The 14,341-nt window shown below is 58.1% G+C and carries 14 protein-coding genes; 9 read left to right on the top strand and 5 right to left on the bottom strand.

Annotated features, from left to right (window positions below; all coding sequences use genetic code 11):
* Window positions 1-8: 8 nt before the first annotated feature.
* Together ACR0AU_RS08825 and deoC are read right to left on the bottom strand one after the other, a co-directional pair.
* On the bottom strand, window positions 9-2,342 hold the full coding sequence (locus ACR0AU_RS08825; RefSeq protein WP_480795567.1) for an aldehyde dehydrogenase family protein: 2,334 nt from the start codon (window positions 2,340-2,342) through the stop codon (window positions 9-11).
* Between the two features lie 10 nt (window positions 2,343-2,352).
* Entirely contained in the window at window positions 2,353-3,351 is a 999-nt protein-coding gene (gene deoC, locus ACR0AU_RS08820) for a deoxyribose-phosphate aldolase (protein ID WP_480795566.1), read from the bottom strand.
* A 199-nt stretch (window positions 3,352-3,550) separates the two neighbouring features.
* Between deoC and ACR0AU_RS08815 the strand changes: the two genes are divergently transcribed.
* From ACR0AU_RS08815 to ACR0AU_RS08790, 6 genes are all read left to right on the top strand, one after another.
* On the top strand, window positions 3,551-4,504 hold the full coding sequence (locus ACR0AU_RS08815; protein ID WP_170426190.1) for a metal ABC transporter solute-binding protein, Zn/Mn family: 954 nt from the start codon (window positions 3,551-3,553) through the stop codon (window positions 4,502-4,504).
* A gap of 3 nt (window positions 4,505-4,507) precedes the next feature.
* Window positions 4,508-5,311, top strand: a complete 804-nt coding sequence (locus ACR0AU_RS08810; RefSeq protein WP_480735514.1) for a metal ABC transporter ATP-binding protein — start codon at window positions 4,508-4,510, stop codon at window positions 5,309-5,311.
* 2 nt (window positions 5,312-5,313) lie between these two features.
* Window positions 5,314-6,519 carry a metal ABC transporter permease gene (locus ACR0AU_RS08805; protein WP_480591468.1) on the top strand — a complete coding sequence of 402 codons (1,206 nt, stop codon included), beginning with the start codon at window positions 5,314-5,316 and terminating at the stop codon, window positions 6,517-6,519.
* Window positions 6,516-7,445, top strand: a complete 930-nt coding sequence (locus tag ACR0AU_RS08800; protein WP_170426196.1) for a metal ABC transporter permease — start codon at window positions 6,516-6,518, stop codon at window positions 7,443-7,445. Before ACR0AU_RS08805 ends, ACR0AU_RS08800 begins: the two co-directional genes overlap by 4 nt.
* Window positions 7,446-7,728: 283 nt before the next feature.
* A complete protein-coding gene (mutL, locus tag ACR0AU_RS08795) occupies window positions 7,729-9,579 on the top strand; it encodes a DNA mismatch repair endonuclease MutL (protein WP_480795565.1) in 1,851 nt (616 codons plus the stop codon).
* 52 nt (window positions 9,580-9,631) lie between these two features.
* Window positions 9,632-10,861 (top strand): DNA recombination protein RmuC, encoded by a 1,230-nt coding sequence (locus ACR0AU_RS08790; RefSeq protein ID WP_170426200.1) that lies wholly within the window; start codon window positions 9,632-9,634, stop codon window positions 10,859-10,861.
* A 3-nt stretch (window positions 10,862-10,864) separates the two neighbouring features.
* On the opposite strand, the gene ACR0AU_RS08785 is transcribed toward ACR0AU_RS08790, so the two are convergent.
* The 3 genes from ACR0AU_RS08785 to ACR0AU_RS08775 are packed head-to-tail and all read right to left on the bottom strand — an operon-like array spanning window position 10,865 to window position 12,636.
* Window positions 10,865-11,269: a hypothetical protein gene (locus tag ACR0AU_RS08785; protein WP_480795564.1), complete on the bottom strand. Its 405-nt coding sequence runs from the start codon at window positions 11,267-11,269 to the stop codon at window positions 10,865-10,867.
* Window positions 11,270-11,318: 49 nt separating this feature from the next.
* Complete coding sequence (locus ACR0AU_RS08780; RefSeq protein ID WP_170408477.1) at window positions 11,319-11,969, bottom strand: ChrR family anti-sigma-E factor; 651 nt, start codon at window positions 11,967-11,969, stop codon at window positions 11,319-11,321.
* Between the two features lie 10 nt (window positions 11,970-11,979).
* Complete coding sequence (locus tag ACR0AU_RS08775; RefSeq protein WP_480795611.1) at window positions 11,980-12,636, bottom strand: sigma-70 family RNA polymerase sigma factor; 657 nt, start codon at window positions 12,634-12,636, stop codon at window positions 11,980-11,982.
* A 147-nt stretch (window positions 12,637-12,783) separates the two neighbouring features.
* On the opposite strand from ACR0AU_RS08775, the gene ACR0AU_RS08770 reads away from it, so the two are divergent.
* The 3 genes from ACR0AU_RS08770 (at window position 12,784) to ACR0AU_RS08760 (ending at window position 14,325) form a co-directional block, all read left to right on the top strand.
* Entirely contained in the window at window positions 12,784-13,554 is a 771-nt protein-coding gene (locus tag ACR0AU_RS08770) for a DUF1365 domain-containing protein (protein ID WP_170408476.1), read from the top strand.
* A gap of 87 nt (window positions 13,555-13,641) precedes the next feature.
* Window positions 13,642-13,959: a DUF3775 domain-containing protein gene (locus tag ACR0AU_RS08765; RefSeq protein WP_170408475.1), complete on the top strand. Its 318-nt coding sequence runs from the start codon at window positions 13,642-13,644 to the stop codon at window positions 13,957-13,959.
* A 129-nt stretch (window positions 13,960-14,088) separates the two neighbouring features.
* Window positions 14,089-14,325, top strand: a complete 237-nt coding sequence (locus ACR0AU_RS08760) for a DUF1127 domain-containing protein (RefSeq protein ID WP_170394595.1) — start codon at window positions 14,089-14,091, stop codon at window positions 14,323-14,325.
* The last annotated feature ends 16 nt before the right edge of the window (window positions 14,326-14,341 follow it).

The following is a 14,341-nucleotide window of genomic DNA, read 5'->3' as shown; positions in this document are numbered from 1 at the left end:
CGGGGGCCTCACTCTCCGTAGGGCACCCAGATGTTTTTCACTTCGGTCGCAGCCTGCAGGAAGCGGCGCGAATGGTCCACGCTCCAGTCAAATGCCGTCGCGTTATTGACCCAAGTCCGCTTCAGATTTCCGGCCGAGACGATCTCGATCTCTTTAGACAGATCGGTGGACGAGAACGACCAGACCGCATCCACGTTCAGATGCGAGGCCAGCGGCTTTGCCAGCTCTGCGTGGCTGCCGGTCAGGATGTTGACCACACCGGCGGGCACGTCCGAGGTTTCTAGGATCTGGTAAAAATCCGTTGCTGCCAGCGGGTAGGGCTCACTTGCCGCCAGAACCACCCGGTTGCCCATCGCAATCGCTGGCGCCATGGCCGAAACTAGACCCAACAGGGGTGTTTCGTCCGCACACAGGGCGCCGATCACGCCAACCGGCTCTTTCATGGCAATGGCGACGCCCCGGATCGGAACACCATGTACTTGACCATCATACTTGTCCGCCCAGGCGGCGGCGGTGAACAGTCGCTGGATCGAGGCCTCAACCTCTTTCGCGCCGTCTTTCTTACCGGTCATCGCATCAATACGAGCAGCGAACTCGCCCGCACGTGCCGAGAGGTTTTCACCGATGTAATACAGGATTTGAGCCCGCAGATGGCCGGTGGTCTTGGACCAGCCTTTTGCACCCGCTGCAGCCTCAACCGCGTTGCGTACGTCCTTGCGGTTGGCCAGGCCCACATGGCCAAGTAGGCCGGATTTGCCCCAGACGGGTTTCGAATAGCCGCCATCGGGTCGCGCCTGCTTACCGCCGACATACATCTTGGCGGTGCGGTCAATAGGATCGACTGGAGCGCCTTCGCCCATTGCCGCCTCAATCTTCGCCAGCGGTTTGGCCTTGGCTTTGGGCTTGGTATAGGCCGTCAGCCCTTCCCAACCGCCTTCACGGCCAAAGCCGCTTTCGCGTACACCGCCGAACCCGGCAGCAGCGTCGAACAGGTTAGTTGCGTTCACCCAGACCACGCCCGCAACCAGCTTGGGCGCGATATCCAGCGCGAGGTTCACGTTCTCGGTCCACACAGTCGCGGCCAGCCCGTAGCGGGTGTTGTTGGCCAACTCGACCGCTTCTTCCGGGGTGCGGAAGGTCGAAGAAACCAGAACCGGGCCAAAGATTTCTTCCTGCATCAGCGGATCGGAGGTTTCGAGTCCTGAAATCAAAGTTGGTGGATAGTAGCAGCCATTCGAGGGCAGCTCACAGGCCGCCTGATGAACATGCCCAACCGTGTTGCTTTCGACCATGCCCTTGATGGTCTGTAACTGCACGGGGTCCACAACCGCACCCACGTCGATGCACTTGTCCAGCGGATCGCCGATGCGCAGCTTGTCCATACGGGCACGCAATTTGTCGTGGAAGCGATCAGCGATACCCTCCTGCACCAGAAGGCGCGAGCCCGCACAGCAGACCTGGCCCTGGTTGAACCAGATCGCGTCGACCAAGCCTTCGATCGCTGAATCAATATCGGCGTCGTCAAAGACGATGTAGGCGGACTTGCCGCCCAGTTCCAACGTCAGTTCCTTGCCAGAGCCAGCGGTCGCTTCACGGATGCGACGGCCCACGACGGTCGAGCCGGTAAAGGCGATTTTGTCGACGTCCGAAGACACGATCATCTCACCAACGGCACCATCACCTGTTACGATGTTGACCACACCTTTCGGCAGACCCGCCTGCGAGCAGATGTCGGCAAACAGCAGCGCGGTCAGCGAGGTGTACTCGGCGGGCTTCAGAACTACCGTGTTGCCCATTGCGATTGCAGGCGCGATCTTCCACGCCAGCATCAGCAGCGGGAAGTTCCACGGGATGATTTGGCCGCACACACCCAGTGCCTCGGCATCGGGCAATTCGCTTTCCATCAACTGCGCCATGCCCGCGTGATAGTAGAAATGCCGCTGTGCCAGAGGGATGTCGATGTCGCGGGATTCTCGGATCGGCTTACCGTTGTCGAGGCTTTCGAGCACAGCAAACAAACGCGAGTGCTTCTGCAGCAGGCGCGCAATCGCGTAGAGGTAGCGCGCACGACCGGCTCCGCCCAGCTTCTCCCATTTCGGCTGCGCCTTGCGCGCCGCAGAAACGGCGGCGTCCACGTCAGCCTGTTTGGCTTGTGTCAGCTTGGCCAGAACCTCTCCGGTTGCTGGGTTGCGGCTGTCGAATCCTTTGCCGGGTTTGGTAAACGCGCCATCGATGTAGTGGCCGAACTTGTCGCCCTGATCGACCAGCCAGGCCAGTGCCTCGGCTGCGCTTTCGGGGGCAGGGCCGTAGTCCATGGTCTCGAAAATCTCTTTGACTGTCATTGTACTTTCCTCAGCCCATGGAGTGACGGTAACCGGCGGAGTATGCGCCTGTCACATAGTGTTCCAACTGCCGCTCAATGTCGCCCAGCAATGATGAGGCACCAAAGCGAAACAAATCCGGCTCCAGCCAGCGGTCGCCCAGCTCGTCCTTGATCAGCGACAGATAGACCAGCGCATCCTTGGCTTTCGAAATCCCACCCGCAGGCTTGTAGCCTACGCGATAGCCGGTGCGGTCATAATAGTCGCGAATGGCTCGGATCATTACCAACGACACAGGCAAGGTGGCGTTGACGCTTTCTTTGCCGGTCGAGGTCTTGATGAAGTCTGCCCCTGCCATCATGCACACCAGCGAGGCACGGGCGACGTTGCGCAGGCTGCCCAGCTCTCCGGTCGCCAAAATGGCTTTGACATGTGCATCGCCGCAGGCGACGCGGAAGGCCTTCATCTCATCATACAGGGCCTGCCAGTCGCCAGACAGCACATGACGGCGCGAGATGACGATGTCGATCTCCTCGGCTCCGGCCTTCACGCTTTCTTCGATCTCTGCCACACGCAGATGAAACGGAGAGAGCCCGGCCGGGAAGCCAGTGGATACCGCCGCAACCGGAATACCAGTGCCTTCCAATGCGTCCACAGCCGTTTCGATCATGTCATGGTAGACACACACCGCTCCGGTTGTGATCGGCGGCATGTCCAGCGCCTGCAGAACTGAAGACGCGACAGGCTGACGAGCCTTTGCGCACAGGCGACGAACCCGCCCAACCGTGTCATCGCCCGATAGCGTGGTCAGGTCGATCATTGTGATTGCCTTGAGCAGCCATGCGGCCTGGTATTCTTTTTTCACTGACCGCCGACAGGGCAGCGTCGCTGCGCGGCGCTCGATGGCCGAAGTGTTGGCCTGCACGGCCCGCACCCAATCCAGATCCAGATCCATTCCTGGGTTCCGGGGCTCGGTCACTTGCGGCAGATGCGGGGTGCGCACGGTGCTTTCTGAGCTCTGCGTTTCCATTATTCCGTCCTTTTGGAGGTTCGCGTCAAAATCGCATGGGTCGCAGCGAAAGGGAAGGTGTGCCAGCGTCGTAAGGGGCAAATTTTTGACCAAATGGACAAATATAGTCGTTTTCTTGCGAGTAATTCGCATTTGCATTGACTTAGTTGCGAATGGTTCTCATATTTTGACTTAACAGGATAACCGTTCGGAGTCTGAAATGATTCGTCGATCGCTACTTACGGCATTGGCTCTCGTGTTTGTGTGGCCCGTCGCCGCAATCGCTCAAGCGCCGCTGAAAGTCGTCGCCACCACCGGCATGATTGCAGACGCTGCGCGCCAGGTCGGCGGTGAACAGGTCGACGTGAAGGGCTTGATGGGACCCGGTGTCGACCCGCACGCCTATCGCCAGACCCGCACCGATATTGTTGCGATGACCCGCGCTGATCTGGTGCTGTGGCACGGCCTCTATCTAGAGGCTCAGATGGAAGGTTTCTTTGACGATCTGGGCCGCAAGCGGACAGTGGTTGCCGTGGCGGATGGCATCGACACATCGAAACTGCGCGCCCATGACGATTACGCTGACAAATTTGACCCGCATGTCTGGATGAGCCCAGTTCTGTGGCGCGATGTCGTGATCGAAGTGCAGGAAGCTCTGACCGAAGCCCGGCCCGAAGCGGCAGATGAGTTCGCAGCCAACGCACAAGTTTTTCTGGCCGAGATCGATCTGCTGGCCGCCTATGGCAAGCAGGTTTTGGCGGCCGTTCCCGAAAACAACCGCGTGTTGGTGACTGCGCATGATGCATTTGGCTATTTCGGTGATGAATATGGCTATGAGGTGCTGGGTATTCAGGGCATCTCGACCCAATCCGAGGCAGGGTTGAACCGGATCGGTGAGTTGGTCGAAACTCTGGTAGAGCGTCAGCTGAACGCCGTGTTTGTGGAGAGTTCCGTTTCAGATCGATCCATGCGTGCCTTGATCGAGGGTGCTTCGGCCGAAGGTCACAAAGTGGGTGTCGGCGGAGAGCTGTATTCCGACGCGATGGGCGAGCCGGGCACATATGAGGGTACTTATATCGGCATGCTTGATCACAACATTACCGTTATCGCCGGCGCGCTGGGCGCGGATGTTCCCGAACGTGGCATGAACGGCAAACTGTCGGCGGGGTTTTAAACCATGATTGAACTCGCAACAGTTCAGGGCGTTTCTGTCGACGGGCAGGACATCGATCTTTGCCCTCTCGCCATTCGTGGTCTGACCGTCTCGTACGGTCAGAAGCCAGCGGTTTTCTCGGTCGATATGACGGTGCAGCCCGGCGCCATGACGGCGATTATCGGGCCAAATGGGGCTGGCAAATCAACTTTGCTAAAGGCTGCTTTGGGGATCGTGTCTCCACTGTCGGGTCAGGTGACCGTGTTTGGTCAGCCGCTCGAGGACCAGCGGGCACGCATCGCCTATGTACCACAGCGCGCCAGCGTGGACTGGGATTTCCCGACGCGCGTGATTGATGTGGTGCTGATGGGCTTGTCGCGTCAATTGGGCCTGCTGGGTCGTGTTCGTGCCCGCCATACCGCCCGTGCCATGGACTGCCTGCACCGTGTCGGGATGCGGGAATTTGCCAACCGTCAGATCGGGCAGCTTTCTGGTGGTCAGCAACAGAGGGTCTTTCTTGCGCGCGCTTTGGCACAGGATGCCGACATGTATTTGTTGGACGAACCTTTTGCAGGCGTGGACGCCGCGACTGAAAAGGCGATCATCGCCGTGCTGAAATCGTTGAAAGAGGCTGGCAAGACCGTTGTTGTAGTGCATCACGATCTGGCCACGGTCACCGACTATTTCGACCATGTGTTCCTGATAAACACCCGCAAAGTGGCCGAAGGTCCGGTTGCACAGGCCTTTACCGCTGAAACGCTGCAAGCCGCTTATGGCGGACGTCTTGCAACGGCCCAGATCGATCAGATTTCGCGCGCGCTGGGGTAATCATGCTTTGGGAGGCTTTGACCTTACAGCTTGGCTATAACGCCACGCTGGTTGCTATTGGTGCGACATTACTGGGCGTTTCGGCAGGTGTGACGGGCACGTTCTTATTCCTGCGTAAACGCGCGCTGGTTAGCGATGCCATCAGCCACGCGACCCTACCGGGCGTTTGCCTTGCCTTCATGGTGCTGGTGGCTTTCGGTGGTGATGGGCGTAATTTGATCGGACTGCTTGCAGGTTCGGCAATATCCGCATGGGTTGGTTTGCTCTGTATGAACTGGCTGACCAGTCGCACACGTTTGGCAGAAGATGCAGCGATCGGCGCAGTGTTGTCGGTGTTCTTCGGTTTTGGTGTCGTACTGCTGACCGTTATTCAAACCATGGGGGTTGGACGCCAGGCAGGATTGGAAGGATTCTTGCTGGGTTCTACTGCTGGGATGCTGTGGGCTGATGCTCTGGTCATTGCGATCGGTGGCGCGGCAACGTTGGTACTGGTGATGATCATCCGCCGCCCGATGACGATGGTCGCCTTCGATCCTGAATATGCCGCTGCGCGCGGGTTGCCCGTGCATCGGATTGATCTGGCGATGATGGGGCTCGTGATGGCGGTGACCGTGGTCGGGCTAAAGATCGTTGGTCTAATCCTGATTGTTGCTCTGCTGATCATCCCGCCTGTGACAGCGCGGTTCTGGACGGAGCGATCCGACCGCGTGGTCGTTCTGGCAGGTTTGGCCGGAGGTCTTGCAGGGTATCTGGGGGCAGGTATTTCGGCCTCGGCTCCGAACCTGCCGACCGGACCGATCATCGTTCTGGTCAGCTTTGGGTTCTTTGCCCTGTCGCTCCTGTTCGCGCCGGTTCGGGGTGTGTTGGCAGCTATTCTCAGCCACCTTCGGTTCCAGCGTCGAGTGCACATTCGGCAGGGACTGCTGGCACTGGCGCAGGGACAGCAGATCTATGAACCCCTAACCATTCGCCTGCTACGCCGCACCGGCCTTGTGCGCGCCGATGGAGTTGCAACGGAGCATGGGAAGGCGCGTGCGGCCAAAGCCCTACGAGACGAAAAGCGGTGGGAGATCGTCCGCGCGGATCAGGCGCATGAGGCCACTGCGGCGCTGTACGATGGGCTGCGCGATATCGAGACTGTGCTGACTCGCGATCAGATCGCCGAGATCGATCGTCGTATCGGCGGCCCGCAGGAGGTCACGCCATGAGCGGAGAAGAGTTCGTCCCCCTGTCGCTGACGCCTTTGTTGATTGGGACATTCGCGGCCATCGCATGCGCTCTGCCCGGCAACTTTCTGGTGCTGCGCAAGCAAGCACTGATTGGTGACGCGATCAGCCATGTGGTGTTGCCCGGTATTGTCGTCGCGTTTCTGCTGACAGGCGCAATTTCAACTTGGCCGATGATGCTTGGCGCAGCAGGGGCTGCTGTGGTCGCCGTGGTCATGATCGAAGCGATCCGGCGATTGGGTCAGATCGAGCCGGGGGCAGCGATGGGTGTCGTATTCACGACCATGTTCGCCGGTGGTGTCCTACTGCTTGAGCAGACTGACACGTCGACCGTCCATTTGGACGTTGAACATGCGCTTTACGGCAATCTGGAAAGCTTGATTTGGCTGGATGCAACGGACTGGTCGTCGCTGCTGGATCTACAGGCATTGGCAGGGTTGCCACCTGAATTGCCGCGCATTGCGCTGACATTGACGGGGGTCTTGCTGTTCACGTGGTTGTTCTGGCGACCGCTCAAGATATCGACCTTCGATGAAGGCTTTGCGCGCACAATTGGTATCCGCACTGGTGCGTTAGGGATGGCTCTGGTGATCATAGCTGCGATTGCTGCTGTCGCGGCATTTGATGCAGTGGGGTCGATCATCGTGATTGCAATGTTCATCTGCCCGCCAGCTGCGGCACGGATGATGACCAACCGGTTGGAAGTCCAGATCGTCTGGAGTGTCCTGTTCGCAACCCTTTCCGCCGTGTCCGGTTATGTTTTAGCGGGCTATGGCCCATTGTGGTTGGGGGCTGCGGATGCTGTCAGCGCCGCTGGAATGATCGCCACGATATCAGGCCTGATTCTGGCGCTGACCGCTGCTTTTGGCCCATGCCGAACCCGCAGCGGAGCGCCCAGTCAGGCTTGACTTGGCGTATTCACGCCAACGCCCATCACGCAGTTTCGGCTGAACTTCGCCAAGTGGAAACAATCACGAATTCTTAACAAGATTTATTCCATTTTCGGTGATACCAAACTTTCAATTGGAAACCACAAGACCACCACTCACTCTGGTATATCCGGCCAGTTTTGACCTTAGTCGCTACCCCCTTAACGGCGCGGTCAAACTGGCCGGATACCTCGTTTAAAGCCCGCTCTTCACGATTCAAACCGGTGGTCGAATCGCGTGCACATATGCTAGGTCTAGCGGTATGGTGTATGCAGACCCCAATATCAGCGACAATCGTCCGGTAATCCGCCAGCTGGATGACGCAGCGATCAACCGGATCGCGGCGGGTGAAGTCGTGGAACGGCCTGCTTCTGCCGTCAAGGAACTGGTCGAAAACGCCATCGATGCCGGGGCCACACGCATCGCCATTGAGGTCGCGGATGGAGGCAAGACCCTGATTCGTGTCACCGATGATGGGTGTGGGATCGCAGCGGGGGATTTGCCTCTGGCGCTGTCGCGCCATGCGACATCGAAGATCGACGGCTCCGACCTGTTGAATATCCACACCTTTGGATTTCGCGGTGAAGCACTGCCCTCGCTGGGGGCTGTCGGGCGTTTGACCATCACCAGCCGTGTCTCGGGTGCTGATGCGGCCTCGATCCAGGTGTCCGGTGGCAAAATGGATGCAGTGAAGCCAGCAGCCTTGCGCGCTGGGACTGTGGTTGAGTTGCGAGACCTGTTTTACGCCACCCCGGCACGGCTGAAGTTCATGCGCACGGACCGGGCCGAGGCGCAGGCGATTTCAGACATTGTGAAACGTTTGGCGATGGCCGAGCCTTCGGTCGCGTTCACCCTGCGCGATGTCTCGGGCGGGGGAGAGGGGCGCGTGACCTTCCGCGCCGACCGCGAGAATGGCGATCTGTTTGATGCGCTGCATGCCCGATTGGCGCGCGTTCTTGGCCGTGAGTTCGCTGAGAATGCTTTGCAGATCGATGCCACACGCGAAGGGCTCAGGCTTTATGGCTATGCCGCGCTGCCGACCTATTCGCGCGGGGCTGCAGTGGCGCAGTATCTGTTCGTCAATGGGCGACCCGTGCGGGACAAGATGCTGACCGGTGCGCTGCGCGCGGCCTATTTCGATTTCCTCAGCCGCGACCGGCATCCGGCGGCGGCGCTGTTCATAGACTGTGATCCGACGCTGGTGGATGTGAATGTACATCCGGCAAAATCCGAGGTTCGGTTCCGCGATCCCGGCCTCGCGCGTGGCTTGATCGTGTCCAGCCTGCGTCACGCGTTGGCCGAGGCCGGGCACCGGGCATCTTCGACCGTGGCCAACGCAACCTTGGGTGCGATGCGGCCCGAGCCCGCACCCGCAACCCCGGCGCGGGTGTATCAAATGGATCGCCCGTCACCCGCGGCGCGTCAGGCGGCCTATCGGGCGCAATCTCCGGGTTTTGCGGAACTGTCGCAGGACTATAGCGGACGCATCTTGGAACCGGTGCCCGAAACTGCACCGGTGGATGAGCCGCAAGACCTGCCCTTGGGGGCGGCGCGCGGGCAGGTGCACGAGAATTACATCATCGCCCAAACGGCAGACGGCATGGTGATCGTGGATCAACACGCCGCACATGAACGGCTGGTGTACGAAAAGCTCAAGGCTCAGATGGCCGAAAATGGCGTTGCCGCACAAGCGTTGTTGATCCCCGAAATCGTCGAACTGACAGACGGTGACTGCGCACGTCTGATGGCCGTTGCAGAGGACCTGTCGCGCTTTGGATTGACCATCGAATCCTTTGGTGGCGGAGCAATCGCCGTGCGCGAAACTCCGGCCATTCTTGGCGAGGTCGATGCCCGCGCGATGATCCTCGATATCCTTGATGAGCTCTCCGATCAGGGCGAAAGCCAGATGGTGCAAGCGCGGATCGAGGCGATCCTGAGCCGCGTGGCCTGCCATGGCTCGGTTCGGTCTGGCCGTCGGATGCGGGCCGAAGAGATGAATGCCCTGCTGCGTGAGATGGAGGCGACGCCCCATTCCGGGCAGTGCAACCACGGGCGGCCAACTTATGTGGAACTGAAGCTGAGCGATATCGAACGCCTGTTCGGCCGCAGTTGATCCGCTGGCCCGCTCGGGCTATGAAGAATAAAACAAGAACATCTGAGGCGATATGATCGAGATTGCTGGCACCCAATATGCATTGAATGACCCTATCATCCTGATTGCAGGCGGGGTGGTGGTGTTGATTCTGCTGCTTCTGTTTCTGTCACTTCGAGCGTCACAGCGTTCAGCTCGGATGGCGGAGCCGCTGGCCCGGCAGATGGCGCACCTTGGGCAGCATGTGCAGCAACTGGGCCAGGGGCAGGAACAACTGCGGGGTGGCCTACAGCATGTCTCGGACACGCAAGCCAACGCGCAGGTGCAGGTGATCCAGACCGTTGAATCCCGCCTGTCATCAGTGCAACAGCAGATGAATGACCGGCTGGCGGATAACGCGATGAAATCGGCACGCGCCCTGGCTGAGATGCAGGAGCGGATGAAGGAATCGCTGCATGGTTCGTCGAAACAGACGGCGACCTCGCTGACGCAATTGCAGGAACGTCTGGCGGCCATCGACAAGGCGCAGGACAATATCACCAAGCTTTCAGGCGACGTGCTGTCATTGCAGGATATTCTGTCGAACAAGCAGACGCGCGGGGCATTCGGGGAAATCCAGCTGAACGATATCGTTTCAAAGGCGCTGCCATCAGATAGTTTTCAGCTGCAGGCCACGTTATCGAACGGACGGCGCGCTGATTGCCTGATCAACCTGCCGAACCCTCCCGGACCAATCGTGATCGACAGTAAGTTCCCGCTGGAAGCCTATGAGGCGCTGATCGGATCGACCAATGATATGGAGCTGAAAGCAGCCGTGCAGATGTTCCGCAGTACAGTGCGCAAGCACATCAACGATATTGCTGAGAAGTACATTCTGGACGGTGAAACTGCCGACGGCGCTTTGATGTTCTTGCCCTCCGAGGCAGTCTATGCCGAGCTGCACGCCAAGTTCCCTGAATTGGTGCAAGAGAGTTTCTCGAAACGCGTTTGGATCGTTTCACCCACCACGTGCATGGCGACGCTGAACACCATGCGGGCGATCCTTAAAGATGCGCGTATGCGCGAACAGGCCGGTGCGATCCGCAAGGAATTGGGGCTGCTGCATAAGGATGTGGAACGTTTAGGCGACCGGGTGTCGAATCTCGACCGTCATTTCGGGCAGGCTGCAAAGGATATCTCGGAAATCAAGATCAGCGCGGAAAAGGCGGGTCGCCGGGCGCAACGGTTGGACAATTTCGATTTCGAAGAGCTTGCGCCGGATGACCAAACAAACGTCGTGCCGCTGGGCAAAACCGAAGGGTAAGCGTTATTGGATCGACAGGTCCAAATTGTAACCAACCGTCTTGCCTGTGTCGCGATCGTTACCCATCAGATAAACACGTATGGTGTAGTCGCCATCATCGGGAAGCTCGATCCGGGTGGTATTTCCATCGATTGAGCCGTTGTAAATTGCGACGCCGTCGCTATCCGGCGGCAAGATGTTAAAGTAGATCACGCCGTTGCCATTGGTGTCACTGACCTTAAGGTCGGCGAACATCTCCTGCCCAGCCTTGGCTCCGAGTTTATAGTCGAAATATTCGTCGCCGGTGACAGTACCGTTCACCATCGTGCCGAAATTGCCCGGTTGGAATTTAACGTCTGCGGACATCTGTGCGGAAACGCTGGCTCCAAAAGTCAGCAAAAGCGCTGTGACTGCCATCCTTAAGAACATTGAAAACCCCGATTTAGTTAGCGTCGATAAACAACCCTACCACGACGGGTCAGATTCGAAGGAATGGCTGGAACAGGCGTGGCATCAGCTTGCTGAACTTCAGTGGAGCATCAGTGACGGCCAGGCAAATGCAATCTTCAGAGATATCTGCCGTAGGGGTATGATGGATAGACTGGTCAGCGATTTCGACATCGCCGCGGTCGAAGCGGTCGATCTCGTCAGAGAATGCACCCTGCAGGACCATCGTCAGTTCGATGCCTTTATGGCTGTGATCCGGCACTGCTGCCCCGGCGGGGATAAACAACAACCGGGCGGTGGCTTCGCTGGTCGTGGGCAGGATTGCCTGTTTGACACCCATGCCGACGGGCTTCCATTTGATCGCGTTCACGTCGCCGCCGACATAGTCCTGCAGCGGTGTCGGAAGAACTGCACAAGACGGGTGCGCGGGTTTCACCTTTGGTGCGCCCTGAGCAATCAATGCCATTGTTGCCGCCAGTGAACCGTCACTCATGCTTGCTGACGCATCTTGTTCCTGCAAAACGCATCCGCCAACTGCGTCAAAGCTTTCAGCGCGGGCGCGGCAGTGGTCGCACAGAGACAGATGCGTTGCGACCATCAGGTCAAACGCTTCGGGCAGATTGCCTGCGGCATAGGCCATCAGCAGGTCGTCTGTCAGGTGATGTTTAATCTCGTTTTTCATGCTCGTCATCTCAGTTCATCGCGTGGCGCAAGCGGTCCAGCGCCAGCCGTATCCGTGATTTGATCGTTCCCAAGGGCAACCCGGTCTGAGATGCGATTTCTCGATGGCTCAGATCTCCGAAGTAGGCCTTCTCGATCAGCTGTCTTTGCGCCTCAGGTAATGCCGCCATGGCATCACGCAGCTGCGCGGTTTCCTGTTGCAGCGCTAGAACGTCTTCCTGTTCCGGCTCCGCCTCCGGCCCCCACCCGAGGTCTTCGGGTTCGGGGCGGCGTTGCTTGCGCAATACGTCAATGCGCTTGTTCCTTGCGATCGTGAACACCCAGGTCGCAACCGTTGCCCTTGTCGGGTCAAACAGATGCGCCTTGTGCCACAAGGTCGCCATGACCTCCTGCGCGCATTCTTCAGCCAGGGCGGCATCCGAACCGGACTTGATCAGGAACGCCTTGATACGAGGCGCGAAATGCTGAAACAGTTCGGCGAAGGCCGCCTGATCCTGAGCGTCTCGGATTCGACGGACGTGTTCCACCCAATACTTTCTGGCGCCACAAGTATTATTCTGTCCGTTCACCGAGTTGCCCTTAAAACGCTTAGGTCCGCGCCAAACAATTCTTCCAGCAGCTTCTGCCGCCGGTTCGTCCAATGTCGCGGTGTCAGTCTCGGTAAACATAACCACAATACGTGGGGACACCCAAGGTGGATCAGTCGGTTGGATAAATTTCATCCAAAACCGGCTGAATATCGTATTGTGAGATACCAGATATGCGGAAATGCATGTCAATTGAATGATTTGCGGGCAGGACGGAAAATCTGTTTCATGAACAGAATTGATTATATCGCGGGCCATACCTTTCACGGGCGCAAAGGTGCGGTCGAGAATGCGTTTCGCTATTCCGTCGATTACATCTTGCTAGACCCCGAGGCCCACCCCAAGACCCCATCCCTGTTTTCGATCAATGGCGCGAACGTGACAAGCTGGCGAGAATGCGATCATGGGGGTGAACCTGGTCAGGGTCGCGGGGCGATCTGGCTGCGTGAATGCTTTGAGGCGCAAGATATTCCACAACCGGACAGGATGACCTTGCTGACACAACCCCGTGTGTTAGGACATGTGTTCAATCCGGTCAGTTTCTGGTTCTGTTTTGATAAAGATAACCAGCTTTATGCTGTGGTGGCCGAGGTGACCAACACTTATGGCACACGCCATAGCTACTTGTGCCACAAACCCGATCTTTCACCGATTGCACCTACCGATCGGATACTTGCGGACAAGCTGATGCATGTCTCTCCGTTTCAGAAGATCGAGGGCACCTATACCTTCCGCTTTGACTATCAGGACGAACGTGTTGGTGTCTGGATCGATTATGGGCGTGCCCGAGGCGGTTTGATTGCCACGCTGACCGGTCCGCGCCAGCCGTACAGCAACCGGATCATTTTTCAGTCTCTCTGGCGGCGTCCGTTCGGCGCGCGTCGGGCGGTGTTTCTGATCCACTGGCAGGCGGTGAAGCTGTGGTTCAAACGGGCGCGGTTCAGCCCGTTTCGTACCGCGCCGGTTCCCGATCAGCCTGTATCCCGGTCGCGGCACTAAAGCCCTCCGCTTTGCGCAAGATCAAAGACGGTCACCTGTGGGATCGTGCAGAAATGCCTGGACCGCGAACACGAGGAGTTGAGACAGATGTTGGAAATCTCGGCAAGAAAGATCGCCCAGGTCGCCATGATGGGGCGTGAACTGGACCGGGCCGAGGGCGAATTGCGCGCATTCATCGACCGTATGGGTGAGGATGAGCAAGCAGAGCTGGTGGCCGTCATGTGGATCGGTCGAGAAAGCTTTTTTGCCGAGGATTTGGCCGAAGCGATTGCGACGGCTAAGTCCGAAGCCTCGACGCCTTGTGCGGATTATCTGATCGGTACACCGCATCTGTCGGACCATCTGGAAAACGGTTTGGATGCGCTGGGAATTTCAGCCGAGGATGTTGAAAACGATCTGATGTAGTTAATGATCCGGCGGGTCCGCCTTTTTTCTTGAGTATGAAGCAAAATTAATGCGGCCTTCCATCGGGGTTAATGTCGAGTTCTTTGATCAGGTTCATCAAACACAGCGATGAATCTAGGAGGAACCGTCATGGCACATGTCAATGCAACCGGAGCAGATCATCGGGATCTGCTTTTTGGCCAACTTGTGAACCAAACAGTGCCAAAGTCAGGATGGCAGCGCCGCAAGGTCTACAAGAACACGATCCGGGCGCTAGAAGAACTCAGCGATCGTCAGCTTTTTGATATTGGCATTCCGCGTGGTGAGATCAGGCGGCGCGTATATCGGAACGTCTATCAGAACATACCCTATCTGAACGGCGTTTAAGCCTTTCCGGCGCTGA

The organism is Ruegeria sp. CG1, from assembly GCF_056537265.1.
Note: the sequence above shows the minus strand (reverse complement) of the source record. Positions and strands in the feature narration are given on the sequence as shown.

Excerpts from the sequence above, each read along its gene's own strand:
- ACR0AU_RS08825 (WP_480795567.1), bottom strand. The coding sequence starts at position 2,342 with ATGACAGTCAAAGAGATTTTCGAGACCATGGACTACGGCCCTGCCCCC.
- deoC (WP_480795566.1), bottom strand. The coding sequence starts at position 3,351 with ATGGAAACGCAGAGCTCAGAAAGCACCGTGCGCACCCCGCATCTGCCG.
- ACR0AU_RS08815 (WP_170426190.1), top strand. The coding sequence starts at position 3,551 with ATGATTCGTCGATCGCTACTTACGGCATTGGCTCTCGTGTTTGTGTGG.
- ACR0AU_RS08810 (WP_480735514.1), top strand. The coding sequence starts at position 4,508 with ATGATTGAACTCGCAACAGTTCAGGGCGTTTCTGTCGACGGGCAGGAC.
- ACR0AU_RS08805 (WP_480591468.1), top strand. The coding sequence starts at position 5,314 with ATGCTTTGGGAGGCTTTGACCTTACAGCTTGGCTATAACGCCACGCTG.
- ACR0AU_RS08800 (WP_170426196.1), top strand. The coding sequence starts at position 6,516 with ATGAGCGGAGAAGAGTTCGTCCCCCTGTCGCTGACGCCTTTGTTGATT.
- mutL (WP_480795565.1), top strand. The coding sequence starts at position 7,729 with ATGGTGTATGCAGACCCCAATATCAGCGACAATCGTCCGGTAATCCGC.
- ACR0AU_RS08790 (WP_170426200.1), top strand. The coding sequence starts at position 9,632 with ATGATCGAGATTGCTGGCACCCAATATGCATTGAATGACCCTATCATC.
- ACR0AU_RS08785 (WP_480795564.1), bottom strand. The coding sequence starts at position 11,269 with ATGTTCTTAAGGATGGCAGTCACAGCGCTTTTGCTGACTTTTGGAGCC.
- ACR0AU_RS08780 (WP_170408477.1), bottom strand. The coding sequence starts at position 11,969 with ATGAAAAACGAGATTAAACATCACCTGACAGACGACCTGCTGATGGCC.
- ACR0AU_RS08775 (WP_480795611.1), bottom strand. The coding sequence starts at position 12,636 with ATGTTTACCGAGACTGACACCGCGACATTGGACGAACCGGCGGCAGAA.
- ACR0AU_RS08770 (WP_170408476.1), top strand. The coding sequence starts at position 12,784 with ATGAACAGAATTGATTATATCGCGGGCCATACCTTTCACGGGCGCAAA.
- ACR0AU_RS08765 (WP_170408475.1), top strand. The coding sequence starts at position 13,642 with ATGTTGGAAATCTCGGCAAGAAAGATCGCCCAGGTCGCCATGATGGGG.
- ACR0AU_RS08760 (WP_170394595.1), top strand. The coding sequence starts at position 14,089 with ATGGCACATGTCAATGCAACCGGAGCAGATCATCGGGATCTGCTTTTT.